Source organism: Acinetobacter sp. F9 (assembly GCF_019195275.1).
Lineage (GTDB): Bacteria > Pseudomonadota > Gammaproteobacteria > Pseudomonadales > Moraxellaceae > Acinetobacter > Acinetobacter pseudolwoffii.
The window spans coordinates 2,296,031-2,321,864 of sequence record NZ_CP078068.1 but is presented as its reverse complement, the minus strand read 5'-3'; the positions used below and the strand labels follow the sequence as shown (position 1 = coordinate 2,321,864).

The following is a 25,834-nucleotide window of genomic DNA, read 5'->3' as shown; positions in this document are numbered from 1 at the left end:
TCATGACCCAAATGAAACCGCACGATCTTATTGGTATTGCAGATGTCGCTGCCAAAATCCCGGCCTTCTTAATCAAAGTGCCTAATTTGCTGACTGGGCTAAGACAGGCCTATTTACGTACTCCGAATACACCGGCCGGTCTGGGTCTGGCTTTTGAAAAAGCTTCACAGCGTAATCCGGAAGGTATCGCTTTGCGTTTTGAAGATCAAAGCTATAGTTATACCGCTCTTAATGCCTGGGCCAACCAGATTGCACATTTTTATCTTTCCTTGGGTGCCAAGAAAGGTGATGTCGTGGCGCTGATGGTCGAGAACCGCCCTGAACTCATTGCCAGCGTGCTCGGTCTGGCCAAACTTGGTGTCACCACGGCACTGGTCAATACCTCGCAAGTGGGTAAGGTGCTGACCCACAGTATCAACCTGGTCAAACCAATTGCGGTGATTGTCGGTGAAGAGTGCCGGAACGCGGTCAACGAGATTCGTGATGACCTCAATATTAGCAGTGATCGCCTGCATTGGTTTGCCGATCAAAATACTCAAGCCGATCCGGGTCAGGCGCCTGCGGGCTTTATCAATCTGGCTGAAAAAATCGATCTCTCCCCGAAATTCAATCCACCGACCACCCATTCGGTGCAAGGCAAAGATGGGCTGTTCTACATTTATACGTCGGGCACCACCGGCCTGCCTAAGGCAGTCATCTTTACCAACGGGCGCTGGACGCTGGCTTATGGCACCTATGGCCATGTGCTAAACCTGAAGAAAGATGATGTGATGTACTGCACCCTGCCGCTTTATCATGCCACAGGCATGGTGGTGTGCTGGTGTGGCGTGATTGCAGGTGCAGGAACGCTTGCGATTCGACGTAAATTCTCGACCTCCTCCTTCTGGAAAGATGTAAAGAAATTTGATGCCTCTGCGATTGGCTATGTCGGTGAGTTGTGCCGCTATCTGATGGATGCCCCTCCCTCTGAACTGGAAAAAGACCATCGGGTCACCCGAATGATTGGAAATGGCATGCGCCCGAATATCTGGGACAAGTTCAAATCCCGTTTTGGGATTCAGGAAGTGCTGGAATTGTATGCGTCCAGTGAAGGCAATGTCGGTTTTAGCAATATTTTCAATTTTGACAATACCGTCGGTTTCTCCCCGACACCCTATGCCATTATTGCCTTTGATAAAGATAAAAATGAACCGGTTCGGGATAACAAGGGTCACTGCAAACGGGTGAAAAAAGGTGAAACAGGTTTACTGATTGGTAAAATTACCCGTCGCTCACCCTTTGATGGTTATACCGACCCGGAAAAAAACAAGTCCGTGATCATGCAGGATGTATTTGGCAAAGGTGATGCTTATTTCAATACGGGCGATCTGGTACGTAATATCGGCTTTCGTCATGCCCAGTTTGTCGACCGCTTAGGTGATACTTTCCGCTGGAAAGGTGAAAATGTTTCCACGACTGAAGTTGAAAACATGCTGACCGAGTATGACAAAATCGTTGAAGCGGTGGTGTATGGCGTGGAAATCCCCAATACCAATGGTCGTGCCGGGATGGCAGCGCTGACCTTAAAACCAGACATGCAACTGGATCAAGAAGACCTGCAACAGATGGTCAGCACCTTTAAACAGTGCTTGCCTGCTTATGCCGTTCCGGTGTTTTTACGTATCCAGCAGCAAGTCGAAACGACAGGCACCTTTAAATACCAGAAAAACAGGTTGAAAGAGCAAGCATTTGATCCGAATAAAACCGATGAACGCCTGTTGGTTCTCTTACCAGGTGCAACGGCCTATTCTGAGCTCACAGCAGAGATTTTTGCCAACATTCAGGCCTACCAATATCGCTTCTAAGTACTGAAGTTGCCTATTTTTTGTTTAGATAAAGCACAATTGTTCTATTTATAATCAAACATGGGCAACTTTGTTATTTTTTGCTTGCGCTGAAATGAGATCTTGCTACAATACGCTCCATCAAACAAAGTGGTGCTTTAAGCTATTTCGCTTGACTTGCACTATACATTCAAACCTAGTTTGAATGCCGGTTCAGGGCCGTTAGCTCAGTTGGTAGAGCAGTGGACTTTTAATCCATTGGTCCCGCGTTCGAGTCGCGGACGGCCCACCATTTCTTTGATATCCCTTGATGGGCCGTTAGCTCAGTTGGTAGAGCAGTGGACTTTTAATCCATTGGTCCCGCGTTCGAGTCGCGGACGGCCCACCATCATTCTAAAACATCAGTTTTAGAAATCTCAATCAAATTCATTTTGATTACCCAGAATGGGCCGTTAGCTCAGTTGGTAGAGCAGTGGACTTTTAATCCATTGGTCCCGCGTTCGAGTCGCGGACGGCCCACCATTCTTTGCTTAGAATGTTTTCTGAAACATCCCTTACACTATTTTGATTTGCTTTCTATCAGCTGCTATTATATGTTCACGCTTGGATTTTAGGCTGATTTGTCTTCAAAACTTGTTTTGATTTTTAAACAGTTATAAATAGTTTTCTTTAATCCAATTCTAAAAAAAAGAGCAGCGCCGTTTCTTATCGCATTATTTTCTAATATCAAATGTGGTGTCTTTTACCAGTTCATAAGCTTTAGAGGGTGCAGGATAGCCGCGATCAAATAATTCACGATTGATTCTTTCCTTTTCACTATAGATTTTGTCCAGATTCATCACCAGATGGTTCGAATCCTTAATCGTATAATAAAAGCTCGCCCCTTCTTTACGACTCACCACCACCTCGGTACGCTCCGGATTGATAAACCAACGGTCTTTGCGATAGGTGATATTGCTGGCAGTGCTACTTTTGGCATTATCAATAAACACTTTGCCATACTGCAAAATGCTGCGATGCACCGTACCATCCGGCATTAAGGTCAAAATAAATTCTGCCTTACCCTCATTGCAGGGCGCAAAGTTACCATCACAGTCGATCTCGGTATAATAGCGGCCGATAAAATCTTTGGCATAATCTGGTACGACGGCCAGATTTGACTCGGTTTCTGCCCGAAGGGTAGCTTGCCCTGCTACCTGAGTTAAAGATTTTGCACTCACCGGCACGACATCAGGCTGTGCATTCGCAGCGGAAATTTTCACCCCCTCCTGTCCTGATTCTGCCTGAAGCTCCTGCTCAGGCTTGACTTGATGGCGATCACAAGCCTGTAGTATGCCCATCCCCCCCAACATTAGGCCGAATTTAAAAAAACTGCTTAATGTACAACTTGATACATCCAATTTCATTTTAAAGCATACCTAAATTAGGAAACACAGCACGTACAGAGCACATTGCAAGCCAATGAACTTTACACAAGAGTTCAATAGAATTTTCACTATGTTAGTGGCTCTTAGAGCTGGATTTAATCTTTATTAACATTACTTAACGAATTTATTTGCAATCAGCACTTTAAAAAATTTGATCCAACTCCATTTTTGAAGTATGGATCTGTTTTAGGATTCAACCCTATTTTTAATCAGGAGATTTTAATGGCCAATGTTGGTTTATATCGCTCTAACCGCTCAAACATGATTGCAGGTGTGATGGGTGGTATTGCTGAACGTTTTGGTTGGAACGCAAATTTATTACGCCTTATCTTTGTGGTGATTTCGGTCATGAGTGCTGCATTTCCGGGTATTCTGGTCTATCTGGTTCTGTGGTTAATCATGCCAAAAAAGCAGTACAGCATTGAACAGGACAAGGTTCAGCAAGTTCAGGACTATCAAAATCCTGTGCGCACCGTCAATCAGGATAAACGCTATTAATCTGCATCCTAATTTATAGCAAGATGTATTGAAGTGCTTCCTCCTTCACCCAGTCTAATGGGGTGAGATTTTGATGCCACGATAATTCCCCTAGATTATCGTGGCTTTTTTTTGCCTATATTTTTGTTATTTCTATGCTGTATGACAGCTTTTTACTTTATCTTTTAGCTCAATTAGCGATAAATTCAATATTCTAATGTTTGAAATGGATGTCAGATGACTCAGGCAGAATGGATGATGCTGTGGCTCTGTGCCGTAGCAGCCCTGCTGCATGGTTTAAGCGGCTTTGGCTTTCCCATGATGAGTACGGCTGTTCTGTCCAGCGCATATCCGCTTAGCATCGCGGTTACCCTTGTCATTCTGCCCTGTTTGCTGCTGAATCTGATCATGCTGAATGCCGATCCTGCACATAGTCTGTTGAATAGTATTGGCTATTATATAAAACGCTATTGGCCATTAATGCTTAGTAGCCTGATCGGCAGTGTACTCGGGGTCAAGCTGTTACTTTGGCTAAATGAGGCTTATTTAAAACTGTTATTGGGTCTGGTAATTGTATTTTATGTCTTGGACCAGTTACGGGCACGACCCTTACAAGTTAGTCCGCATATTTCCAGCATGCTCTGTTTTGGTTTACTGGCCGGCATTATTGGAGGTGCGACCAATGCTATGGCACCTTTTCTGATGATGTATCTGATGAGTTGCCAGCTCTCAAAGATAGATATTGTTATTATCAGTAATCTCAATTTTATTGCCGGTAAACTGATCCAGCTGATTTTACTATTTCCAATTCTGATCACACTGGAAACCCATCAACAGCATATTCTGATCGGGATCAGCTTATTCGCCCTTGCTGGTGTCTGGATCGGAGGCAAAATACGCCATCGTTTATCTCAGCAGCACTTCAAATGGATTGTCCTGGCTTTACTTTTTGGCTTGGGCCTGTATGCCCTCTGGCAAAGTGCTGGATTATTGCAACAATCTGGTTATAGTATCTTTAAATAGGGTATTTTTTAAACAAAGCAAAATTACAAATTCAAAGCTGATATAAAAAAATGACGTAAATAAAAACCTTGCAAGGAGAGCATATGACTCAGACCAATCTAGCCACCCCAACCAATGCGATGCCTAAAGGGCTGCTCAAAGGCTGGATCCTTATTGTTGTTGCAGCTATTGTGGCCTATAGCCTCTATCTTTATCTGCCCTATGACCAGAATGCCAATAAGGGTCTGGCTCTGCTGGCTTTTATCGGTATTCTCTGGCTGACTGAAGCGATTCATATCACCATTACCGCACTTTTAGTTCCAGTGATGGCGGTGTTACTCGCCATGCCAATGGCCTCTGACGGGGGACTGGTTCCCATCACCACACAAGCCGCTTTGGCCACTTTTGCCGATCCTGTCATTTTCCTGTTTTTTGGTGGTTTTGCGCTGGCAACGGCATTGCATATCCAGAAGCTGGACCGGAAAATTGCCATGTGGATTATCTCCATGTCTGGTGGGCATTTGGGTATTTCTGTACTGGCGATTTTTGTGGTGACGGGGCTGCTGTCCATGTGGATTTCCAATACGGCCACTGCTGCCATGATGCTGCCTTTGGCCTTAGGCTTGCTTTCACATCTGGATGTCAGCAAGGATCGTAAAACTTTTGTCTTTATCCTGCTCGGCATTGCCTATTCGGCCAGTATTGGCGGGCTGGGCACCATGGTCGGTTCCCCTCCGAATGCCATTGCCGCCAAGGCACTCGGCTATGATTTTGCCGACTGGATGAAAATCGGCTTGCCGATGATGTTCATTATTCTCCCCGCCATGCTAGTCAGTTTATATCTGGTACTACGTCCAAAACTAAATCACAAAGTACAATTTGTGACCGAAGATATTCCCTGGACCGGCACCCGTATAGCCACCATGATCCTCTTTCTCTGTACTGCAATTGCCTGGATTTTCAGTAAAAAATTCACCGAAATTTTTGGTATTTCTCAGCCGGATACCTGGATTGCAATTTCGGCTGCCTGTATGGTGGTAATTCTAGGTACCGCAAGCTGGAAACAGATTGCAGAAAATACCGACTGGGGGGTCTTGTACCTATTTGGTGGTGGTCTGACCTTGAGTGCCATTCTGAAGGATTCAGGCAGTTCGCTGGTACTGGGGCAAACTCTGGCCAATGCCTTTGGTGATGCCTCCCCGCTGATGATTATTTTTGTAGTCGCCACTTTTATTATCTTCCTGACTGAATTTACCAGTAATACCGCTTCGGCTGCCCTGCTGGTACCAGTATTTGCCGCAATTGCGGATCAGATGGGCATGCCCAAAGAAATTCTGGTGATTGTCATTGGTATTGGTGCCTCATGTGCCTTTATGCTGCCGGTAGCTACCCCGCCCAATGCGATTGTTTTTGGAACCGGTCATATCCAGCAAAGCGAAATGATGAAAGTCGGTTTTGTACTGAATATTATGTGTATCTTTATTATTTCACTGTTTATTTACTGGTTCTTCCTCTAAACCAAGTCCAATAAAAAAGCACGTTTTGGCGTGCTTTTTTATTGGCAAGTATCGCTGCTTTTTAAGCAAAATCCTTGCTCAAAGCAGATGCATTAAACTCAGATAATTTCTCTAAAATCATCTTATTCAGTTCTGCTTTTGATCTTAAGTTGATTGAGTTCCTGATTCAGTGCAGCAATGATATCGGCACGACTGATAATTCCCACCAGCTGTTGTTGACTGACCACCGGAATATAATTAAAAGAACGTTCAACAAAATAAGGCACCAGATCCTGAATCGGCTGGGTCGGCTGCACCGTGACGACTTTTAAGCTCATAATATGCCTGACCTGATCTTCCCAACTGCTGCGAATATCCGAAGCACGCTTAAACCATTCCACCACGTCATACATGGCCAAAGTGCCGACCAGTTTTTCTTCTGCATTGACCACGGGCAGGCTCATCAGGTTCATCTGTTTAAACTTGTCCAGCGCATGATGAATATTGTCATTTTCATGCAGCGTGACCACATCTTTGGTCATAATATCCTGACAAGTAAATTCATGCACCGCCCGCGCATTGGCAATATCCTGTGCTTCCAGAATAATCTTTTGCAGGTCATATTCACTGATATCCAGCAATTCTGTTTGCTGGTCTAGCACGTCCTGAATATCCTGCGGCTGAATGGTAACTTTCTGGGTCGGGGTTGGATCTTTAGAACGGGTATTCAGTTGCGCCTGCTGCGGATAGCTCTTGCCAATCATGCGGTTAAATACAATGGCGATGATCATCAGCAGCAGTGAATTTAAGAGCACCGGATAAAACACAAAGGCATAGCCCAGATCATGTACCGCATTTCCGCCCAAGACCGCAGTAATCGCGACCGCACCACTCGGGGGATGCAAGGAATCTGTGGTCATCATCAGCATAATCGACAGAGCGACGGCGACACTAAAAGCTTCAGTCGGATTGGCCATGAATAATGCGCAGGTTACGCCGACCACAGCCGCAATGGTATTCCCCACCATAATATTCCAGGGCTGTGCCAGAGGACTGGCCGGCACTGCAAACAGCAACACCGAAGACGCCCCCATCGGTGCAATATACCAGGCCTTAAAATCACCCAGAATCCACAAACTCAGCAATGAGGATACGGCCAAGCCGATCAGGGCACCGATGCCGCATAACAGACGGTCTTTGAGCGGAAGGACTTTGAAGTTTGGTTTTAAGGTATTGAGCCAGTCTAGGTTTGAGTGAAACACAGTCTACCTGATTTACTTTTTATCGATTTTCCGCATTATAGAACCAAGCAGCCTTAAAGGTATATTTGTTTTATATCTTTTAATGCTGCAGGTATGCCTACTTTTTAGAAAAAAAATGTCGGCATGATTGCTCATCATCAAAATGGTTTTGAAGGGCTGAGGCTTTATACTTCATGCATATTCCAACAACATCGTGACTTACAATGAAGCTGATAAAACTGTTTAAAATCATGTTATTTTGCAGTAATTTCAGTGGGCTTTGATAACGGATTTTCATCTGATTCAGATCGAATAATCGGCTCGATTTTAATCAGCTCGACCTCACCATAGAAGGTCGAAAATGCCACATCTCCGGCATCGATGCCAGTGCCAATCCGAATTAAATTTTCTACAGGCGCCAAACGGGTCGGATCAAACAGTACCCACCCACCCTCTAAATAAGCTTCAAAAATGGCGTGAAAATCGGGTAAAAACTTTTCGATTTCGACATAACCGACCACCATGCGTGCTGGAATGCCTAAAGCGCGACACAGCGCAATACCTAAATGAGCAAAGTCACGACAGACGCCCGCCCGATGGATGAGCACATCTGTTGCAGTACTAAACTGATCCGTGCTGCCAGAAACATAAAATATATTGTTATAAATCCATTGTTCAATCGCTTTGACCCGCGCATAACCCGGCGTCATCCAGCCAAAGGACCGATTGGCCATTTCTGCAAATAAATCCGAATTACAATAACGGCTGGCCAGCAAATAAGGCAGCACCGCATCAGGCAAATCCGGAATCAGCACTTCATTCAGATTATGCTGCGCATCTGCATTGATCACCGGATGACGTTCAACTGTCGCGTTATAATGCACTTCAAAGACATCACAAGGTTGGACATGCAGACGTATATAACGATTTTGATGATTTAAATCCTGGAATTCACGCCATACGACAGGCATATTAAATGTCAGTTGTTGTTCAAGAATAGTTTGATCGGAATGATGTGCCGCCTGAATCAGAAAAACAAATTCTGTGGTCTGGACAACCTTATATTTTAAATGACATTGAATTTGATAAGTGGTCATGAATTTCCTTATTTTTAAGCATTATTATATTGTGTGAATATTAAACTAATTTTAGGATGCTAATCGTATAAGATCAGTTGAGCTTTATAATGCTCCGGTTAATCGGATGCCATATATCTGATTTATTCTTGATTTTTAAGTTAGCCTCAATCGGCCAGTAAAGCTGAAATCACGACAGATGCATAGATGACTCTTCTTGTTTAAAGGTATTCTGGATTTTTTCAAAAAAGGTTCCACACATTAACCCTTTGCCACTCCCCTGCAAAGTCCTTATAATTGAGCACAATTTTTCTCTAATTTTAAGTGGATGACCATGAGTCGCGCCATATCGCATATTGATACCTTCCAAGGCTTAATTCTTGCCTTACAAACTTACTGGGCGGAGCAAGGCTGTGTAATTTTGCAGCCTTACGACATGGAAATGGGCGCAGGAACATTCCATACAGCGACTTTCCTTCGTGCTTTAGGGCCTGAAACCTGGAACGCAGCCTACGTTCAGCCGTCACGTCGTCCGAAAGATGGCCGTTATGGCGAAAACCCCAACCGTCTGCAACATTATTACCAATTCCAGGTGGTACTGAAGCCAAACCCGGACAACATCCAACAGCTCTACCTTGACTCGCTTAAAGCGATTGGGATCGACCCACTGGTACACGACATTCGTTTTGTCGAAGACAACTGGGAATCGCCAACCCTCGGCGCTTGGGGTCTAGGCTGGGAAGTCTGGCTCAACGGTATGGAAGTGACTCAGTTTACTTATTTCCAGCAAGTGGGCGGTGTTGAATGCTACCCGGTAACAGGTGAAATCACCTATGGTCTTGAGCGTCTTGCCATGTACTTGCAAGGTGTAGACTCGGTTTACGATTTAGTTTGGACCAAAGGTCAGTTCGGTACGGTTACTTATGGCGATGTGTTCCATCAAAATGAAGTTGAGCAGTCAACTTATAACTTTGAATATGCAAACGTTGAAAAAATGTTTGAGTTGTTCGATTTCTACGAAGCTGAAGCAACACGTTTAATCGAAGCTGAACTGCCATTGCCTGCTTATGAGCAAGTGATTAAAGCCTCACACTGCTTTAACTTATTAGATGCACGTGGTGCGATTTCGGTGACTGAACGTCAACGTTATATTTTACGTGTGCGTACTTTGGCACGTGCCATTGCAAACAGCTATGTGGCAGCGCGTGCGAAATTGGGCTTCCCGATGGCTGAACCTGAGCTTCGTGATGAAGTGTTAGCGCAGTTAAAAGCACAAGTTGAAGCGGAAGCAAAAGTTGAATCTAAGGAGAGCAAATAATGTCTAAACATACCGTTTTGTTCGAATTAGGCTGTGAAGAACTTCCACCGAAAAGCTTAAAAAAATTACGTGATGCATTGCGAGCAGAAACCGTAAAAGGCTTAAAAGATGCTGGTCTTGCTTTTGATTCTATCGAAGCCTATGCAGCACCACGTCGTTTGGCATTAAAAATTAAAAATGTTGACGGCGCGCAAGCTGACACGCAAAAACGTTTCGACGGCCCTGCAAAGCAAGCAGCCTTTGATGCGGAAGGCAACCCAACCAAAGCTTTAGAAGGCTTTATGCGTGGTCAAGGCATCACGGTTGATCAAGTATCGACTTTCCAAGCCGGTAAAGTTGAAAAAGTGTGCTACTTGAAAGACGTGAAAGGTCAAAGCCTAGACGCTTTACTCCCGCAAATTTTACAAAATGCCTTGGACAACCTGCCAATTGCAAAACGCATGCGTTCTGCGGCGAGCCGTACTGAATTTGTACGTCCGGTAAAATGGGTGGTATTGCTTAAAGACAACGATATTGTTGATGCAACCATTCAGGATCACAAAGCAGCTAACGTGACTTTCGGTCATCGTTTCCATGCACCTGAAGCAATCACTTTAACGCATGCTGACGAATACTTAGCAAAATTAAAAGCAGCGCACGTTGTAGCTTCTTTTGAAGAACGTCAAGCCATTATCGACCAACAAGTGAAAGCGTTGGCTGATGAAGTCAATGCCATTGCAATTGTACCAAGTGACCTTCGTGACGAAGTAACAGCATTGGTTGAATGGCCTGTTGCGCTTCGTGCAAGCTTCGAAGAACGCTTCCTTGCTGTTCCTCAAGAAGCATTGATCACCACCATGCAGGACAACCAAAAGTACTTCTGTTTAGTGAATGCTGACAATAAACTGCAACCGTACTTCATTACGGTGTCTAACATTGAGTCGAAAGACCCGACACAAATTATTGAAGGTAACGAGAAAGTCGTTCGTCCACGTTTGTCGGATGCTGAATTCTTCTTCTTGCAAGATCAAAAGCAACCGCTTGCATCGCGTAAAGAGAAATTGGCGAATATGGTCTTCCAAGCAGAATTGGGTACGCTTTGGAACAAGTCGGAACGTATTGCAAAATTGGCTGTTGCTTTAGCGCCAATTACAGGTGCAAATGCTCAAGACGCTGAAAAAGCGGCCCTTCTGGCAAAATGTGACTTAACCTCTGAACTTGTGGGTGAGTTCCCTGAACTTCAAGGGATCGCGGGGACATACTACGCACGTCTTGAAGGCGAAAATGATGAAGTTGCTGAATCTTTAGGTGAGCAGTATTTACCTAAATTCGCAGGTGACGTTCTACCTAAGACTAAGACAGGTACAACCATTGCCCTTGCAGACCGTTTAGATACTTTGACGGGTATTTTCGGTATTGGTCAAGCGCCTACAGGTTCGAAAGACCCGTTTGCACTTCGTCGTTCTGCGATTGGTATTTTGCGTCTTGTGACAGAAAACGAGCTTGATGTATCAATTGAAGACCTAATCAAACTTGCTTTAGCTGCTTATGGCGATGTATTGAAAGATCACGACAAGACTTTAAATGATGCAGTTGCATTCCTTGAAGGCCGTTACCGTGCGAAATACGAAGACCAAGGCGTAGCTGTTGATGTGATTCAAGCAGTTCAAGCTTTGTCTCCAAAATCTCCACTTGATTTTGACAAGCGTGTAAATGCGGTCAATCACTTCCGCGCGCTTCCTGAAGCTGCTGCACTTGCTGCTGCCAACAAACGTGTTGCCAACATTCTTGCCAAAGAAGCTGCACCTGAAGGTGCTGTGGTTGAAGCAAACCTGGTTGAAGATGCTGAAAAAGCATTGTTCGCTGAACTTGCGAAAATCACGCCTGTGGTTGAGCCGTTATTCGCTGCCAAAGACTACACTGCTGCGTTATCTGCACTTGCTGCACTTCGTGCGCCAGTCGATGCTTTCTTTGACGGTGTAATGGTGATGGCTGATGATGCTGACTTGAAAGCAAACCGTTTACGTATGCTTGCTCAGCTTCGTGACTTGTTTACGAAAGTGGCTGATATTTCGGTGTTACAGCACTAAGCTTTAATTGCTTGAAGTTTAAACAAAACCCCGCTATAAATTAGTGGGGTTTTTTATTGAGTTTAAAATGAGTAAATTAGAACAGGGTGAAATAGCATTATTTAAATATAATAAATTAAGATTCTCCTTCGCTAATTTAAAAGCTGGAGATCAACAGATATTAACAAGTGATCCTTGGTCTCTAATTAATTCACACCTTCAACAAAAAATTTCAAGAAGTAGAGGTGATAATAAAATTTTCTTAGAGCGTTCTTTATATTTCTCATCTTTAGCTGAATCTTTTTATAAAGCCGCTAACAGTATTCTTTTACCAACTCGAGCAACATTACTTTATTATGGGATGCTGAACCTTGTAAAATGCTTTTTGTCCTATAATAAAATTGAATTAGAAACCGTACATGAGCATCATGGTTTAAATTTACCGCTTGGCACAGACAGTACTATTCAGGTAAAGCCAAAATCTAACGAAGGAGTAAATATATTTGCTACTTTTTCTGAAATTCTAGGTAAGAAAATCACTCATCCTTTTAATATTAATTTTCGCCAAGCCGTAACTAATATTCCCGAAATTCATAGTCTATGTCATGGCTTAGGACTTCTACCTAAAAGAAAATTACTACCTATTCAGATAGAAATCTTAACTAACCCTGAACATAATAAATTATTTACCGAAATTCTTATTGATAATGAACAAAAAACCAAAGTTGATATAAACAGATTTCTTAAAAATGAAAGATTAAATTATTTCAAAGAAGGCCTCCCTCGTGAAGGGAAAATAGTATACAGATCCAAGTCTCGAAAGCCTTATACTAGAGAAAATATGAATACGATTTATCAGAATATCCTAAAAGAATATTGTAAATTTGATATTGCACCTATTCTTACAAATACTGGATATCGTTATTACGTTGATTTAAAAACGGCCGAATTACCACACTTATCCTATACTTTATTATGTATGTTCTATCTTGGTACTGTTGCTCGATATAGACCTAGTGAAGCTAATGAACTATTGCAGGGTACATTAAGGCCAATTGTAAGTGAGTTTGTAAATCTCTCTCCTAATCAATTTTTGTATCAACTATGCTCAATATTATTAGAAAAAGAATGTGTTATGCCTTTTTCTTCTATTACACCTATGAATACAATTTAGCTTACCTTGTTGTAATGATGGGAAACTATATGCTTTTCTCTATAGATTCCCTATACTCAACCTAACAACACTCAACAAGAAAGAATCATATGAAATTTAAAGCTCTTATTTTGACGGGTCTTGCGAGTATCGCAGTTACAGCTTGTACATCTGCACCAAAAATCCCGCAGCTTGAAGTTGGCGTCTTACAGGAAGTACAAAACCTCGAAGTATCTCCAGAAACCACCAACAACAAGGCAAAACTGACCAAGTTCCTCGACAAATGCGTGATTGAATTTACCGGCGATCTTGGCAATAACCGTGTCGTTGAACAATGGTCATTTAAAGGCCTTACCCTGATGGATGCAGGTTCAGCAACTTTCCAGCGCGACGGCACCAGCACTGCACAAAAGTTTGATCTACATGCTGAAAATGTACAAAAAAACTTTATTTCACTTCGCCATCACTTTGCCAAAGATGCATTAACTCAATGTGACTAAGCATCCTGCCCTGTTTTTATTCAGAAAATGGGGCAATTCTTTATCTAAAATAAATAAAAACCGGTTTCATATCTCACCGCGCCGTCTTTCATTACAAAAAAGCTAAATTGTACTTCTTGGAAGCGCTCGCGAATCCATCAGATCTTCATTGTTTTCGTGAAATTATCCGCTACACTCAAAATCAAACAAAAGATCGCTATTTGACTACTTCGAGGTCGATCACATTATGATGATGAAAAAAGCTATTATTTTCGGCACTGCATTTTTAATCTGCATTCCAGCACTGGCACAAGCTGCAACCGAATCAGAAACACAAACCAGTAAGCCAATTGCTCCATATGGCACCAATCCAAATCTTTTGCATGTCTTTGCCTATAAAGCTCAGGAAGGCGTCATCAATACCGCAGAAAAAGTCGGTGAAGTAACTGAAAAAGGCATTGCTAAAGTAAAACCAGGTGTAGATCGTGCTTGGGGAAATACCAAGGCAGCGGCTTCAGAAACCGCGCAGAAAGTCGATCAGGTAACCACACAGGCAGCCCAACAAACCAATCAGAAAATCCAGCAAACCAAAGAAGTGTGGCGCGCCAACCCTCAACAAGCAGCACCGATTGTGCAACAGCCTTTGAGTGAATCCTCTGCGCCTCAGCAAACCACAACACCACAGATGCAACCTCAATCCGGTTCCGGCACTGCCACCAGCTATGCAGTGACTGATTTATAAGAAAAGCCCGTCATGGGCTTTTTATTTATCTTTCAGCAAAAAATACTCACTTCAAGAGAAGGGTTAAAAATCAATTCACCTGCCGTATCGGCTGGCCATTTTTAAAAGCTTCAATATTTTCGACCATCTGATTCACAATGCGCTGCCGTGCATCAACACTGCCCCAGGCATTATGCGGCGTCACAATCAGGTTTGGGATTGTTGCATCGAGTAGGACATTGCCTTCTTTCGGTGGCTCCACCGTTAAAACATCGGTCGCTGCACCGGCAATCTGACCCTCACGCAGCGCCTGCGCCAAGGCTGCTTCATCGACAATTCCGCCACGCGCACAGTTAATTAAAAATGCGCTTGGCTTCATGGCTTCGAGTTCAGCATGACTGATCAAATGCCGGGTGTCTTCAGTGAGTGGACAATGCAGACTGAGAAAATCAACTTGAGCAAGCAACTCGGCAAATGCTACACGGGATGCATCTGCTGGACGGTTTGGCAGCGCCGCAATCAGAACTTTCATGCCAAAAGCTTCAGCCAGTTTCGCCACCGCATGGCCCAGTTCACCATAACCGACAATGCCCAGTGTTTTTCCGGCCAGCTCGACAATTGGCGCATCCAGCAAACAGAATTGTGAAGATTTTTGCCACTGGCCTTGTTGTAGCGCATGTTGATAAGACAGAAATGAAGTGGCCAGATTGAGCATTAACATTAAAGTATGTTGTGCAACCGCAGAAGTACCATAAGCCTGACAGTTACAGACCACAATGCCGTGTGCTTTGGCTGCTGCCAGATCGACATTATTGCTGCCGGTCGCAGAAATCAGGATTAGTTTCAGTTCAGGAGATTGCTGAATGGTCGCAGCATCAATCAGTACTTTATTGCTAATAATGACCTCAACCTCGGCCACGCGGGAAGCAATCTCGGCAGCCGAAGTCGTTGGATACAACACAAGCGGATCAAAGGCTGCATGCAGTGCCTGAAAGTCCAAATCCTGTTGGTCTAGAGAAGCATAGTCTAAATAAACGGCTTTCATGGCTGTTCCCTCAATCCTGTTGAACCATTGATCTTTATCATTTAAAACAAGTCATTGAGGCTTTTCAAGCAGTTTCCGCTCTGCCAATCTTAATCTAGCGGTTTATCGAGATGATTGCGCAATGAACGCCGGATTTTATAGATCACATACACCGCCAGAATGATCATGAAAATAATCGATGCACTCATCATAATCACGGCTGGATGTACACTTTCTGCATGTGCCAGATTGGGCAGCGCTAAACCGACCATGAAACAGACTTGTATCATCTGGGCAGATTGCATCATATAGAGACCCCCTGGTTCGTTTCAACTATCGGGAGCAGTACGGGTGGATATTATTTGTACCGCCTATCTCTATATTATGCCTAGCCAATCACATGTCAAGTAATTGTTTTTTATTAAAAAATAAAGCTAGTTTATCTCATTGTGCGTCACAAACTGCGTATTTTTGTCACTTTCATCGATAAAGGCCGCAGCGCCATACTCATTGGTACTTAAATTCAAGTGCTTATAGCTGAACATATAATAATCGCTATAACGTTTCATGAGAATCGGGTGCATGCCCAGACTGAGTTCATCCTGCTCCTTGATCAGTTTCATGACATGCCGGTCATTCATCACCACCAGATAACGCTCATCATTCAAGCTGATGCTCAATAGGCCATTGCCTTTGGCATAAATCGGAATCAGGAATTTATGGTTCAGGGCAATCGCGCCTTCTGCATAACTTTCGATTTTATGACTGATGACATTAAATACCAGACCATGTCCATATTGATCCAGAAGCAACTGACGATTTTCCTGCGGCAAATTGACATGAATGCCGAGCTTGAGCAGGTCATGCTGATCGACCTGTTTATTTTGCAATAATTCTCTTAAGATCACCTGTTTCTGGCTGGCATCAAAAAACTGATTATCCAGTTGCAGATCATTATTTTTCAGGATACGCCCCAAGGCCATACGATGGCGTGGCAAAACATTTTCAATGACTTTGCGATAATAGAACTTGCTGTTTTTCTTGACCCGACGCATTTTCTGGTAAAAATAACTCGGTTCGTAATCATGTACCAAAAAGTCATACAGCAATTCGGAACTGGCCAGAACGGCAATGGCATCATGTCCGGTAAATGGCAAATGCAGCACATGATGCTGCGGAATCAGGGCCTGTAATTTCAGATAATGCGCACGGTCTTCGGCACAATACGGATCATAAACAATAATATATTCGCACGTGCTATCGATATCTTCGGCTTCAACCCGCATTCCTGCATTCAGCTCTGGTTGATAGAACATATTGTAGCGGGCATCGTGTACATCATCCGGATTGATCGAATATTGCGGCACCATCGCCACCACGCGCTGCACGCCTAAGGCGCGGGAATACTTGATCGCGGCATAGCCACCCATCGAGCCACCATAGGCAACCCGCTGCTGAAACGGCGCAATCAGTTCAGCCACTGCCTTTAACATGTTCCACATGGAACCTTGCGGGAACCAGGATTTGTGCTTGGGCATAATACCCAGAACATTGAATTCAAATTTCTGTAGCGACTTTTCTGCATTGATGTTGAGGCCCTTGGCACGGGTAATCAAATCGCCAAATGAAAAAATCAATTCTGAAGATGACCCCGGCATAAAAATCGCGCGTATATGCTCATCTTCAAAAACAATCTGCTTGTCCATAACTTTCCCGTGCTGGTAAATCGAACCCTTCCACAACAATTCAATCAATGAATGCTGTCAAAAAAGTGAATATGCTATTTTATATCGATCAAAAAGATTAAAAAGCGCAAAATATGACACAATCATTACATCCGGCAGCAAAACGGGGTTTTAGTGCATCTGCCGAGCTGTATCAGCAAGTGCGTCCCGATTATCCGGCAGAGATCAGTCAGTGGCTGGCCGATACTTTGACTTTGCCTGTCGATGCGCGTCTTTTGGATTTGGGCAGTGGGACCGGCAAGTTTATTCCTTATTTACGCCCGCTCAGTAAAAACATCATCGCTGTCGATCCGGTTGCGGAAATGCTGGCACAATTAAAACTGGCCCATCCGGACATTGAGGCTGTTGAAGGCCTGAGCCATCAACTCCCCTTGCCTGATCATAGCCTGAATGCGGTATTTTGTGCACAGTCATTTCACTGGTTTGCGAATGCAGAGACCTTACAGGAACTCAATCGAGTCCTAAAACCCGATGCTTATCTGGTTCTGGTCTGGAATCAGCGGGATACCCGGGTAGACTGGGTTCAGGCACTGGCAGATTGTATCGCCCCCTTAGAAGGTGATACCCCGCGTTATCATAGCGGAGCGTGGCGCAAGGTGTTTGAACAACAAACCCTGTTTCAGCCGTATGCAGAAACCAGCATGACCCGGCAACACCATGGCAGTGTGGAGCAGGTAGTATCAAAACGGCTACTCTCGACCAGCTTTATTGCAGCCATGCCGGCATCCCGGCAAGCACAGCTCAAACAACAGTTTGAACAGATTATCTGGGACTATACAGCCAAAGGTATAGAGGAAATGATTGATTTTCCTTATATTACCCATATATACGTATTTAAAAAAACTAATTAAAAACAGGAGTCAATCATGCATAAAATATCAGGAATGACACGCACTGCCCTGTTTGCAGCAGTCATGCTGCTCATGGCATGTGACCAGAAAACATCGGAAAGTACCGAACCGGCTGCAGACAGCACGGCTTCAGATCAGGTGATGCAGGAATTGAAAACCGAGCCGCTGAAAGACTTTCCCAAAACCACTGAGGATCCACATGATATTGCAGTACTGACCGATTATGAGCAACGTTTTCAGGAAATGAGTGCAGAGCTGGAAAAAGAATTAAACAGCATGCGTGATGAAGATAGCTTGAGTCCGGAGTTTATTCAGCAACGCCAGCGCGATCATGTACAGTCAGCCCTGAATATGCTGAAGGATTTAGAACTGAAAACCGAACAGGGCCGTTATATTCAGGGCATGATGTATCAATATTGGCAACATCAGGACAAATTGGTAAATAGTCCTGAGACTCAAACCAAAACAGTGAATGAGGCCAGTGAAAGTGTCAAAGGTTTAGGGAAATATCTGCATGCGCAAGAGCAACTAGAACGCTGGCGTTCGCAATATCCGGATCTGAATGCCAACACAGCACCTGCCCGCCCAGCCAGTTAATTCCATGGAGCTCATTGCTTGCACCCAGCTTGACTAAAATACACAGCGAATATCTAAGCTCAATGGGTGCATACAGGCACCTTGAATAAGCATGATACTGTCCAGGCTTGGTCTGCATTTCAGAATAAGGGCTTTTTCTCCCTCAGCATAAAATGACTTAGCTGGCCTTTAGGAACTGATGCACCCCTTGACCTGCCGCCCGGCCTGTAGCAAAACAGGCTGTCAGCAGATAACCTCCAGTCGGTGCATCCCAGTCCAGCATTTCCCCACAAAGAAATACATACGGATTGGATTTAAGTTGCAGCTGTTCCGACAGCACTTCACGCTTGACGCCACCTGCACAGCTAATCGCTTCTTCAATCGGACGAAAGCCTGTAAGTGGAATGGTCAAATGTTTTATCTGCTTGGCTAATTCAGCAGCATCTTGCCACCAAGTCTTGGCCACCAGTTCACGCACCAAAGCCGCTTTGGCACCATCCAATCCGGCTTTACGCCAAACATTGCTTAAAGACTGCTTCTTAGTCGGCTGTAATTTTTTCGCCAATTGCCCCACACTTTGGTCAGGAAATAAATCCAGACTCAGTTGCACTTGCTGACCTTGTTTTAGCTGTTCGCGTAAACCTCTTCCCTGCTTATAAATCAAACCACTTTCAAGCCCATAATGACTGATCACAATGTCACCCGTGGTTTTTTCACCTTGCCCGACCCAGGCTTCTACACGTTTTAAAGGCTGACCAAAGACTGGCTGCATGAACTTGGACCATGGATATTCCACCCCGGCATTACTGGCCTGAAAAGCCTCAATCTCATCGGGTTTTAACCAGGCTTGCCATGCGCCGTCACTGCCCAGTTCTGACCAGGATATTGCGCCACAGGCCAAAATAATTGCATCAAATTTTTCAGTGCGAAGTTCATTATTTTTTAGATCGTGCAGCTCAAGCTGTTGCTGATGCAGTCGGCTGACTTTATGCCGGTAATGAAACTGGATGCCATGACTGGCCAAGCGCTTGAGCCAAGCACGCAGCAAGGGAGCAGCTTTCATCTCTGTGGGAAATACCCGGCCGGATGAACCAATATAAGGCTCAATGCCTAGTTCCTGCATCCAGTTTTGAATCCAGACAGCATCCCACTGTTTGACCCATGGCGACAACCAGTCCACCTGATCATAACGCTGCACAAATTGCTCAACCGGTTCTGCATGAGAGATATTCAGGCCGGTTTTGCCTGCCATCAAAAATTTACGTGCAGCAGACGGTTTTTGCTCATAGACGTGCAGCTCATAATCAAACTGACTAAGGACTTCTGCGGCCATTAACCCGGCAGGGCCAGCGCCAACAATGGCAATACGTTTGCTCATCTGATTATTCCGCGACGCTAGCATTCTGCCCTTGCAAAGGCTGGAAATCATCAAACCGTGTCACATAAGCTTCAGGTTTAGTAATAATAAGTTGCTGACACAATTCCCCACGTTCCAGATATTTAATTTCAAAATGGGTGCGTGCTGAATCCTGGGCAATGACTTCTTTAATAAAAGGTAATTTCCACAGTTGTTCTGCCTGCTGTTCCGCTTCTTCGATATAGGCAGGAATATTACTGGCCAGTGTAATGGTTCCACCCGTCTTTAAACGGGAAAGTAAAAACTCAAAAAATGGCATATTGACCCAGCGCTGCGCCGGATTATGCGGTTCCGGATTTGGATACAAAATAAAGAATTGTTCTACCTGCTCTGGATACAATGCATGCACGATCCACGGCAAAGCATCGGCATGAACGGTCTGTAAATTGGCCTGACCTTCAATCCCGTGCTGTTTTTGCATGGCCAGGAATTTTTCGCGGGTACGTTCAATCGCAATCAGTTGAGTATCGGGGTGGGTCTTGGTAAATAACAAAGCATGTTTGCCTTTACCCGCCCCGACTTCGATGCAGACCGCTTCAGGACTGATGCTTTGAAAATCACGGGGTGCATGCATACGCTGTGCTTGAAATTGACGAATCGGCATAATCAGATCAAACTAATAAAAACCGCATAAGTCTACCAAGTGCGGCTATATTTGCCTAATCGAAGCTTTATTTTTCTTTGGAGTTGATCTCATGCCCACTACTTTAAACTGTCCGCGCTGTGGCAAACTGACGACCTGGGAAGAGAATGATTTCCGTCCTTTCTGTTCAGAACGCTGCAAGATGATTGACCTGGGCGCATGGGCCAATGAAGAATATAGCTTGCCCACTCAAGATGCACCGCAGGCGGACACTTCTGAGGATTAGAAGTTCTGTGCAGTAAAAAAATATTTCTGAACTGAAGACTATGTAGAAAATTAGCCAAAAATCACATAAAGTTTATAAAATCACCCTGAAAAGCCAACACGAATTAACACCATTCATCGTGCCTTAGCATTATTGTTCTACTTTAAATCTTCACATTATTTTTAGAGCAATAATATGAGCTATATTATTTTAAAAGTCATATTAGTTGGGGTGGGTCTACTGGCACTTCTCTCTCTGGGAGTCGGTATTTTCCAACAAGATAGCTTGTTTATTGTACTGGGTGTGCTTTTTGCTTTTATGGCTTGGCTAATTCACATGCAAACCCGTCAATTTAGCAGTGATCCATTTTCAAAATAAAAGACCAAGGATACTTGGTCTTTGATTCACGTCGATATTTAACCCGCTTTGCCTGCAACAAAGGGATTATGCTGCTTTTCAAAACCAATGGTGCTGATCGGTCCATGTCCTGAAATAAACTGGGTTTCATCCGGCAGGCTAAAACATTCACGCTGAATTGAATCCAAGAGCTGCTGATGATCGCCACGCGGGAAATCCGTACGGCCAATCGAGCCTTTAAACAGCACATCGCCCGTCCATAACAGGGCATGATTGCTATTATAAAACATCACATGGCCCGGGGTATGCCCTGGCGCGAAACGCACTTCAAATTCTTCATCACCGAGCTTCAGTATTTCCCCCCCTTCCAGCCATTGTGTCACTTCAACTTTTTCTGGAATCGGAAAACCATAACGTGCTGAAACCTCCTGAATCATGTCCAGCCAGAAAGCATCTTCCTTATGTGGCCCAATTACTGGTACATTCCAGGCTTTTTTCAAGGCGCCTACTGCACCTGCATGATCCAGATGTCCATGGGTCAGCCACAAAGCTTTTACGGTTAAGCCCAGAGCTTCGACCTCAGTTTTGAGTTTTTCAGCTTCGCCCCCTGCATCAATCAAAATGGCTTCTTTCGTGTCCGTATCCCAAATGATCGAACAGTTTTGCTGAAAGGCAGTAACCGGAACAATTTTGACTTGTAACATAGGGCAAAAAACCTCGGAAAAATTAATGAGCAAGCGTTTGTGTCAATGCATCCAGATTAGCCTGTAGCAAACTGTTCAGCAATCGCAAATGATCTTCACGGCTATTTAAAGCAGGAATATAACGATAACTGCCTCCCCCCAGAGATTTAAAAGTTTCGGCATTTTCTATGGCCAGCTCTTCAAGCGTTTCCAGACAGTCAGCCGAGAATGCCGGGCTCATCACCTGCACGGATTTCACCCCCTGTTTGGCCCAGTCTTCCAGCACAACATCGGTATAGGGCTTAATCCATTCCTGTTTGCCAAAACGTGACTGAAAGCTAATCGCATATTGCTCTGCACTCAGCCCTAACGCCTGTGCAACCAGTTGTCCGGTAATACGACAACGATCGGCATAAGGATCGCCTTTGTCGGCATAAGGCTGCGGAATACCATGAAAAGACATTAACAGTTTTTCCGGCTGACCATGTACTGCCTGATAGTCACGCACGCTTTGCGCCAGAGCCTGAATAAATAAAGGATGTTGATAATAATCCCGAATGATGCTCAAACCAGGCAAATTGCGTTGCTTCACCACCCATTTTGCCAGGGCATCATAGAGAGGTGCAGTCGAAGTAGCAGAATATTGGGGAAATAGTGGAAATAAGATCACATGGTCCTGCGGCTGTTCAGACACTCTGGCCAAAACCTGCTGAATATTCGGATTGCCATAAGTCATTGCTGGCACCACATTCAACTCAAACTGCGGATAGAGCTGGGTCAAATGGGTTTTGACTGTATTGACCTGCTGCAACAGGATTTCACGCATCGGTGAATCCTCTCCCCAGACCTGTGCATAGGCCTGTGAAACCCGCTTAGGCCGAAATGGCAAAATGAATAAACGCAGGATTATTTGCCAAATGGGTTTCGGAATTTCAATCACCCGCTGATCAGACAAAAACTGCTTCAGGAAACGGCGTACTGCTGGAATCGTGGGCGCATCTGGCGTACCCAAGTTGGCCAATATAATCGTCACTTTAGCTTTAGCAGGAGAAGACATTCAGTTTATCCGTCATGGTATCAACCCCTGTACTTTAACAGTTTTTGATTGATTCTCTATATGGATTAATACACTGACTTAGATTGAAAAGTACGATCTAAATCCAGCAAACTGCTGTCCAGTAATTTTTGAGCTTTCGGCGTAATCTGCCAGAGCATGCGCTGGCGGTCATCCCGACCTGATGGCACAATCCAGTCATTCTGGCGCATCTGAATTTTCAAGCTATGCAAGGCACGAATATTCATCTGGGCACGAGCCACGGCATGTGCACGTGGCATTTCTGCCCGTGCATCTTCCAGACCGTTTTCATTTAAATATTCATTCATCCGCTTGGAGAAAAACTCTTCCGGTGTCGGATTGACAAAGGTAGAGCCCAGCAGGGCCAATAATTGCGCCCAAGTCAGCTTCTTCTGAACTTTAATTTCCTTAAAGTTTCCATCCTGATAAGCCTGCATCCGGTATTCAAAAGAAAAAACTTCATGCATGGATACTTTAGGCAGGCTCAGGAACGGATCTATTTCCGCCGTTCCACCATCACGCTCCAGTTGGCTCACTTTAGCCTTAAGCTGATCAATCTCGTCATGCAGCGCCTGGGTATTTTGCGGACGCACCCATCCGGTCACCGGATAACGCTCCAGCATTTGCGGCATATTAAAACGTACTGCCATTTCCAGATCGCGCAAGCTGCGATAAGTAAAGACCTGGTCTACTTCCTGCTGCAGTAATTGACGAAATTCCTTAAACTTTTCCCGTAATTCCGGCTTGGTATCATGTAATGAGCTTTCACGTGATGCCGGATCGTCATGCATAAACACAATAATCGGTTTTTGCTTGGTCACTGCATAGATGTATTCGAGGTGCATATAACCGACACCCGAGACAGACTGTTCCCCATACTGACTGCCTAGCAAAATCACTACATAGTCACAATCATCAATCTGGCGGCGTGAAAAAGCAGTATTCAGCGGCGTACGCTGTTCCAGTCCCCAAGAGAAGAACCCCATACCCACTAATGTTTGAGACAAAATGATACGTTCCGGCTGCATTTCTGCCCCAGAGGTTGAGATGAACACTTGGTATCGTTTATCCAGCATGGGCTATCCTCTTCTCCTGTACATTTGCATAAAAAATGCATGAATTCATGCATTTTGACACAATATGACCACCCCAAAATGAAAAAATATCGTTCTTTTAAAATTATAAAAATGAGTTTTAAACTGCACTCATATTACTGATCTGCCATTTTAAACCGGCAGGAATCAGGTGCTGCAAAACCGGCCGGAGCTGTTCAGCATTCTGCCCACTCACCACCAATTCAATTTTCATGCTTTCTTTACACTCATGCTCAAATAATAACTCATTTTTAATTAAAATTCGGGCCGTTTGTCTCGCAACTGCGAATCCTGAGTCAATTAATGTCAGCTTTTGACCAAAAATATACTGAATTGACGCTTTTAGGAAGGGGTAATGCGTACATCCCAGCACTAAATAATCAGCGCCTTGATCCACAACCGGTTGTAAAATCTCTATTAATGTCTGTAAACAGGCTTCACTCATCTGCTCTCCAGCCTCAACAAAAGGTACCAGTTCCAGACTGGTCACAGGCAGGACTTTAACCTGAGCCGGTTCGGCAAAACGGGAGATCACATCTTTAATCAGCTGCCCGCGAAAAGTGGCCGGTGTTGCCAAGACCGCAACTGTTTTCGACCGGGTATTCAAGACTGCAGGTTTAAGTGCTGGCACCAAACCGATAATTGGAAAGTTCTCGCCATAATAGTCACGCAAATAATCCAGACTAAAGGCAGAAGCCGTATTACAAGCCACGACTGCCACTTTACAGCCCTGACGATACAGCCATTCAATCGCCTGAGCAGTCAGGCTACGGATTTCCTGATCATCTCTCGGGCCATAAGGCACATGTGCAGTATCGGCATAATAGACAAAGCGTTCATTCGGCAGATGGCGGGCAATTTCCAGAGCCACCGACAAGCCGCCTACGCCCGAGTCAAAAATACCAATCGGCGCATCTGCTGTTGCGTTGGGCATCGGGTCTAATAGCGGGGAAATGGGTTGAATGGCGCTCATAACGGTCTGAATTGCGGTGTCAAAAACTCTAGCGACCAAGCTTAAACCTCAGGTGCTCAAATGCAAGTCTAAATCGCCACTTTTCAAACTTAAAACAGCTTCACCTGCCGGATTTTCATCAAGCTCTCCCATCTCGACCAGATGCAAAAATGCGGCACGCTGGATCAGGGCATTGATTCCAAAACGTACATGCACATAAGGTCGCAACTCATCTTTATATTCACGCATAAAGATCGGATGTTCGGCATCCACAATAATCAGGTCTTGGGTTGTGGTGCCCAGTTGCAAATAGCTCAGTCCATTAATCTCGACCTGATCGACCTGATTGACCAATAAAGGTTCATCTTCCACTTCAATTTCAATCATTTCTACCGGTGTTTTTAGGTAGAATTTTCCCTGCTCTTTCCAAAGGACGGTTGCAAACAGGTCAATCATGGCTTGGCGTTTGATCAATTGACCTTCGTGCCACCATTCTCCATTGGCCAAAACCTTCAGATCCATTGTGCCACAATGCTTTGGCTGCCATTGCTCCAAAGGGGGAATTGACCTTTTGTGACCGCCCTGTGCATCTTTTAAGTATTGCGCGATATCCATTAAATTTTTATCATCAGGAGAAGTTACTTTTTTCGTCAGATGTTTGCTGGGTACTGGCTTATCCATAAAAGAAGACCTTAATGACGGAAAAATAATATGTTTCAGCCAATTGGCTAAAACTCGGTTTAAAACTATACTAGCCCAGATTATCAAAGACACCAGTATTTTTGTGTCTAGGAACCAAGAACACTTATGGCAGCACCCAATCATCCGATTATGGTTGCCACCGAATAGTAATATGAGGAGTCCTACATGGAACACATCGAACGTGAATCGATGGAGTTTGACGTCGTCATCGTCGGCGCAGGCCCTGCGGGTCTATCTGCTGCGATCAAA

26 protein-coding genes, 3 tRNA genes and 1 pseudogene are annotated in these 25,834 nt (G+C 44.4%); 17 read left to right on the top strand and 13 right to left on the bottom strand.

Annotated elements, in window-relative coordinates; all coding sequences use genetic code 11:
* The first annotated feature begins 2 nt into the window (after window positions 1-2).
* From KT990_RS11095 to KT990_RS11080, 4 genes are all read left to right on the top strand, one after another.
* Window positions 3-1,844, top strand: coding sequence for a long-chain-acyl-CoA synthetase (locus KT990_RS11095; RefSeq protein ID WP_005172895.1), 1,842 nt, complete (start codon window positions 3-5; stop codon window positions 1,842-1,844).
* A 195-nt stretch (window positions 1,845-2,039) separates the two neighbouring features.
* Window positions 2,040-2,115: transfer RNA gene (locus KT990_RS11090), tRNA-Lys, on the top strand.
* A gap of 20 nt (window positions 2,116-2,135) precedes the next feature.
* Window positions 2,136-2,211 (top strand) — tRNA-Lys (locus tag KT990_RS11085).
* A 58-nt stretch (window positions 2,212-2,269) separates the two neighbouring features.
* Window positions 2,270-2,345 (top strand) — tRNA-Lys (locus tag KT990_RS11080).
* 191 nt (window positions 2,346-2,536) lie between these two features.
* On the opposite strand, the gene KT990_RS11075 is transcribed toward KT990_RS11080, so the two are convergent.
* The gene (locus KT990_RS11075; protein WP_005172899.1) at window positions 2,537-3,229 is read right to left on the bottom strand and encodes a hypothetical protein; all 693 of its coding nucleotides are present in this window, start codon (window positions 3,227-3,229) and stop codon (window positions 2,537-2,539) included.
* Window positions 3,230-3,472: 243 nt separating this feature from the next.
* On the opposite strand from KT990_RS11075, the gene KT990_RS11070 reads away from it, so the two are divergent.
* From KT990_RS11070 to KT990_RS11060, 3 genes are all read left to right on the top strand, one after another.
* A complete protein-coding gene (locus KT990_RS11070; RefSeq protein WP_005172901.1) occupies window positions 3,473-3,748 on the top strand; it encodes a PspC domain-containing protein in 276 nt (91 codons plus the stop codon).
* 216 nt (window positions 3,749-3,964) lie between these two features.
* Window positions 3,965-4,750 (top strand): sulfite exporter TauE/SafE family protein, encoded by a 786-nt coding sequence (locus KT990_RS11065; RefSeq protein ID WP_100329294.1) that lies wholly within the window; start codon window positions 3,965-3,967, stop codon window positions 4,748-4,750.
* A gap of 83 nt (window positions 4,751-4,833) precedes the next feature.
* Window positions 4,834-6,246, top strand: a complete 1,413-nt coding sequence (locus tag KT990_RS11060; protein ID WP_218208783.1) for an SLC13 family permease — start codon at window positions 4,834-4,836, stop codon at window positions 6,244-6,246.
* A gap of 122 nt (window positions 6,247-6,368) precedes the next feature.
* Here the strand turns inward: KT990_RS11060 and KT990_RS11055 are convergent, their stop codons facing one another.
* Together KT990_RS11055 and KT990_RS11050 are read right to left on the bottom strand one after the other, a co-directional pair.
* Window positions 6,369-7,487 (bottom strand): HPP family protein, encoded by a 1,119-nt coding sequence (locus KT990_RS11055; RefSeq protein WP_005095404.1) that lies wholly within the window; start codon window positions 7,485-7,487, stop codon window positions 6,369-6,371.
* Window positions 7,488-7,720: 233 nt separating this feature from the next.
* Window positions 7,721-8,563, bottom strand: a complete 843-nt coding sequence (locus tag KT990_RS11050) for a transglutaminase-like domain-containing protein (RefSeq protein ID WP_005172908.1) — start codon at window positions 8,561-8,563, stop codon at window positions 7,721-7,723.
* Window positions 8,564-8,876: 313 nt separating this feature from the next.
* On the opposite strand from KT990_RS11050, the gene glyQ reads away from it, so the two are divergent.
* From glyQ to KT990_RS11025, 5 genes are all read left to right on the top strand, one after another.
* The gene (gene glyQ / locus KT990_RS11045; RefSeq protein WP_005095400.1) at window positions 8,877-9,860 is read left to right on the top strand and encodes a glycine--tRNA ligase subunit alpha; all 984 of its coding nucleotides are present in this window, start codon (window positions 8,877-8,879) and stop codon (window positions 9,858-9,860) included.
* Entirely contained in the window at window positions 9,860-11,929 is a 2,070-nt protein-coding gene (glyS, locus tag KT990_RS11040; RefSeq protein ID WP_218208782.1) for a glycine--tRNA ligase subunit beta, read from the top strand. The genes glyQ and glyS overlap by 1 nt, the downstream gene beginning before the upstream one ends.
* A gap of 67 nt (window positions 11,930-11,996) precedes the next feature.
* Window positions 11,997-13,082, top strand: a complete 1,086-nt coding sequence (locus KT990_RS11035) for a YaaC family protein (protein ID WP_180075943.1) — start codon at window positions 11,997-11,999, stop codon at window positions 13,080-13,082.
* 89 nt (window positions 13,083-13,171) lie between these two features.
* Window positions 13,172-13,561, top strand: a complete 390-nt coding sequence (locus tag KT990_RS11030) for a hypothetical protein (RefSeq protein WP_100329299.1) — start codon at window positions 13,172-13,174, stop codon at window positions 13,559-13,561.
* Window positions 13,562-13,787: 226 nt separating this feature from the next.
* The gene (locus KT990_RS11025; RefSeq protein ID WP_218208781.1) at window positions 13,788-14,282 is read left to right on the top strand and encodes a hypothetical protein; all 495 of its coding nucleotides are present in this window, start codon (window positions 13,788-13,790) and stop codon (window positions 14,280-14,282) included.
* Window positions 14,283-14,352: 70 nt separating this feature from the next.
* Here KT990_RS11025 and KT990_RS11020 read toward each other — a convergent pair whose 3' ends face one another.
* From KT990_RS11020 to KT990_RS11010, 3 genes are all read right to left on the bottom strand, one after another.
* Window positions 14,353-15,306 (bottom strand): 2-hydroxyacid dehydrogenase, encoded by a 954-nt coding sequence (locus KT990_RS11020; protein ID WP_180049808.1) that lies wholly within the window; start codon window positions 15,304-15,306, stop codon window positions 14,353-14,355.
* Between the two features lie 89 nt (window positions 15,307-15,395).
* Window positions 15,396-15,593, bottom strand: a complete 198-nt coding sequence (locus tag KT990_RS11015) for a hypothetical protein (protein ID WP_005172920.1) — start codon at window positions 15,591-15,593, stop codon at window positions 15,396-15,398.
* Between the two features lie 126 nt (window positions 15,594-15,719).
* On the bottom strand, window positions 15,720-16,991 hold the full coding sequence (locus tag KT990_RS11010; RefSeq protein ID WP_159516193.1) for a hypothetical protein: 1,272 nt from the start codon (window positions 16,989-16,991) through the stop codon (window positions 15,720-15,722).
* 113 nt (window positions 16,992-17,104) lie between these two features.
* Between KT990_RS11010 and KT990_RS11005 the strand changes: the two genes are divergently transcribed.
* Together KT990_RS11005 and KT990_RS11000 are read left to right on the top strand one after the other, a co-directional pair.
* Entirely contained in the window at window positions 17,105-17,881 is a 777-nt protein-coding gene (locus KT990_RS11005; RefSeq protein ID WP_100355485.1) for a class I SAM-dependent methyltransferase, read from the top strand.
* Between the two features lie 15 nt (window positions 17,882-17,896).
* Complete coding sequence (locus tag KT990_RS11000; RefSeq protein ID WP_005095379.1) at window positions 17,897-18,478, top strand: hypothetical protein; 582 nt, start codon at window positions 17,897-17,899, stop codon at window positions 18,476-18,478.
* Between the two features lie 157 nt (window positions 18,479-18,635).
* On the opposite strand, the gene KT990_RS10995 is transcribed toward KT990_RS11000, so the two are convergent.
* Together KT990_RS10995 and KT990_RS10990 are read right to left on the bottom strand one after the other, a co-directional pair.
* Window positions 18,636-19,835 carry a TIGR03862 family flavoprotein gene (locus KT990_RS10995; protein WP_218208780.1) on the bottom strand — a complete coding sequence of 400 codons (1,200 nt, stop codon included), beginning with the start codon at window positions 19,833-19,835 and terminating at the stop codon, window positions 18,636-18,638.
* Window positions 19,836-19,839: 4 nt separating this feature from the next.
* A complete protein-coding gene (locus KT990_RS10990; RefSeq protein ID WP_171255765.1) occupies window positions 19,840-20,484 on the bottom strand; it encodes an SAM-dependent methyltransferase in 645 nt (214 codons plus the stop codon).
* An 85-nt stretch (window positions 20,485-20,569) separates the two neighbouring features.
* Between KT990_RS10990 and KT990_RS10985 the strand changes: the two genes are divergently transcribed.
* The gene (locus KT990_RS10985; RefSeq protein ID WP_005095374.1) at window positions 20,570-20,743 is read left to right on the top strand and encodes a DNA gyrase inhibitor YacG; all 174 of its coding nucleotides are present in this window, start codon (window positions 20,570-20,572) and stop codon (window positions 20,741-20,743) included.
* A 174-nt stretch (window positions 20,744-20,917) separates the two neighbouring features.
* Window positions 20,918-21,100 (top strand): hypothetical protein, encoded by a 183-nt coding sequence (locus KT990_RS10980; RefSeq protein ID WP_005095373.1) that lies wholly within the window; start codon window positions 20,918-20,920, stop codon window positions 21,098-21,100.
* A gap of 38 nt (window positions 21,101-21,138) precedes the next feature.
* Here the strand turns inward: KT990_RS10980 and KT990_RS10975 are convergent, their stop codons facing one another.
* The 5 genes from KT990_RS10975 to KT990_RS10955 form a co-directional block, all read right to left on the bottom strand.
* Complete coding sequence (locus KT990_RS10975; RefSeq protein WP_100534671.1) at window positions 21,139-21,783, bottom strand: MBL fold metallo-hydrolase; 645 nt, start codon at window positions 21,781-21,783, stop codon at window positions 21,139-21,141.
* A gap of 22 nt (window positions 21,784-21,805) precedes the next feature.
* Window positions 21,806-22,819 (bottom strand): ferrochelatase, encoded by a 1,014-nt coding sequence (gene hemH / locus KT990_RS10970; RefSeq protein WP_100534672.1) that lies wholly within the window; start codon window positions 22,817-22,819, stop codon window positions 21,806-21,808.
* A gap of 65 nt (window positions 22,820-22,884) precedes the next feature.
* Window positions 22,885-23,913 (bottom strand): DUF4062 domain-containing protein, encoded by a 1,029-nt coding sequence (locus KT990_RS10965; RefSeq protein ID WP_005095369.1) that lies wholly within the window; start codon window positions 23,911-23,913, stop codon window positions 22,885-22,887.
* Between the two features lie 118 nt (window positions 23,914-24,031).
* Entirely contained in the window at window positions 24,032-24,904 is an 873-nt protein-coding gene (gene murI / locus KT990_RS10960; protein WP_034608802.1) for a glutamate racemase, read from the bottom strand.
* A 48-nt stretch (window positions 24,905-24,952) separates the two neighbouring features.
* Window positions 24,953-25,564, bottom strand: coding sequence for a DUF1285 domain-containing protein (locus KT990_RS10955; RefSeq protein WP_005095365.1), 612 nt, complete (start codon window positions 25,562-25,564; stop codon window positions 24,953-24,955).
* Between the two features lie 186 nt (window positions 25,565-25,750).
* Between KT990_RS10955 and KT990_RS13685 the strand changes: the two are divergent.
* A pseudogene (locus tag KT990_RS13685) lies at window positions 25,751-25,834 on the top strand (electron transfer flavoprotein-ubiquinone oxidoreductase); the annotation flags it as partial.

Excerpts from the sequence above, each read along its gene's own strand:
- glyQ (WP_005095400.1), top strand. The coding sequence starts at position 8,877 with ATGAGTCGCGCCATATCGCATATTGATACCTTCCAAGGCTTAATTCTT.
- KT990_RS11060 (WP_218208783.1), top strand. The coding sequence starts at position 4,834 with ATGACTCAGACCAATCTAGCCACCCCAACCAATGCGATGCCTAAAGGG.
- murI (WP_034608802.1), bottom strand. The coding sequence starts at position 24,904 with ATGAGCGCCATTCAACCCATTTCCCCGCTATTAGACCCGATGCCCAAC.
- glyS (WP_218208782.1), top strand. The coding sequence starts at position 9,860 with ATGTCTAAACATACCGTTTTGTTCGAATTAGGCTGTGAAGAACTTCCA.
- hemH (WP_100534672.1), bottom strand. The coding sequence starts at position 22,819 with ATGTCTTCTCCTGCTAAAGCTAAAGTGACGATTATATTGGCCAACTTG.
- KT990_RS11010 (WP_159516193.1), bottom strand. The coding sequence starts at position 16,991 with ATGGACAAGCAGATTGTTTTTGAAGATGAGCATATACGCGCGATTTTT.
- KT990_RS11075 (WP_005172899.1), bottom strand. The coding sequence starts at position 3,229 with ATGAAATTGGATGTATCAAGTTGTACATTAAGCAGTTTTTTTAAATTC.
- KT990_RS11070 (WP_005172901.1), top strand. The coding sequence starts at position 3,473 with ATGGCCAATGTTGGTTTATATCGCTCTAACCGCTCAAACATGATTGCA.
- KT990_RS11000 (WP_005095379.1), top strand. The coding sequence starts at position 17,897 with ATGCATAAAATATCAGGAATGACACGCACTGCCCTGTTTGCAGCAGTC.
- KT990_RS11065 (WP_100329294.1), top strand. The coding sequence starts at position 3,965 with ATGACTCAGGCAGAATGGATGATGCTGTGGCTCTGTGCCGTAGCAGCC.
- KT990_RS11005 (WP_100355485.1), top strand. The coding sequence starts at position 17,105 with ATGACACAATCATTACATCCGGCAGCAAAACGGGGTTTTAGTGCATCT.
- KT990_RS11015 (WP_005172920.1), bottom strand. The coding sequence starts at position 15,593 with ATGATGCAATCTGCCCAGATGATACAAGTCTGTTTCATGGTCGGTTTA.
- KT990_RS11050 (WP_005172908.1), bottom strand. The coding sequence starts at position 8,563 with ATGACCACTTATCAAATTCAATGTCATTTAAAATATAAGGTTGTCCAG.
- KT990_RS11025 (WP_218208781.1), top strand. The coding sequence starts at position 13,788 with ATGATGATGAAAAAAGCTATTATTTTCGGCACTGCATTTTTAATCTGC.
- KT990_RS10975 (WP_100534671.1), bottom strand. The coding sequence starts at position 21,783 with ATGTTACAAGTCAAAATTGTTCCGGTTACTGCCTTTCAGCAAAACTGT.
- KT990_RS11095 (WP_005172895.1), top strand. The coding sequence starts at position 3 with ATGACCCAAATGAAACCGCACGATCTTATTGGTATTGCAGATGTCGCT.
- KT990_RS10980 (WP_005095373.1), top strand. The coding sequence starts at position 20,918 with ATGAGCTATATTATTTTAAAAGTCATATTAGTTGGGGTGGGTCTACTG.
- KT990_RS10965 (WP_005095369.1), bottom strand. The coding sequence starts at position 23,913 with ATGCTGGATAAACGATACCAAGTGTTCATCTCAACCTCTGGGGCAGAA.
- KT990_RS10995 (WP_218208780.1), bottom strand. The coding sequence starts at position 19,835 with ATGAGCAAACGTATTGCCATTGTTGGCGCTGGCCCTGCCGGGTTAATG.
- KT990_RS11035 (WP_180075943.1), top strand. The coding sequence starts at position 11,997 with ATGAGTAAATTAGAACAGGGTGAAATAGCATTATTTAAATATAATAAA.
- KT990_RS10955 (WP_005095365.1), bottom strand. The coding sequence starts at position 25,564 with ATGGATAAGCCAGTACCCAGCAAACATCTGACGAAAAAAGTAACTTCT.
- KT990_RS11020 (WP_180049808.1), bottom strand. The coding sequence starts at position 15,306 with ATGAAAGCCGTTTATTTAGACTATGCTTCTCTAGACCAACAGGATTTG.
- KT990_RS10985 (WP_005095374.1), top strand. The coding sequence starts at position 20,570 with ATGCCCACTACTTTAAACTGTCCGCGCTGTGGCAAACTGACGACCTGG.
- KT990_RS11030 (WP_100329299.1), top strand. The coding sequence starts at position 13,172 with ATGAAATTTAAAGCTCTTATTTTGACGGGTCTTGCGAGTATCGCAGTT.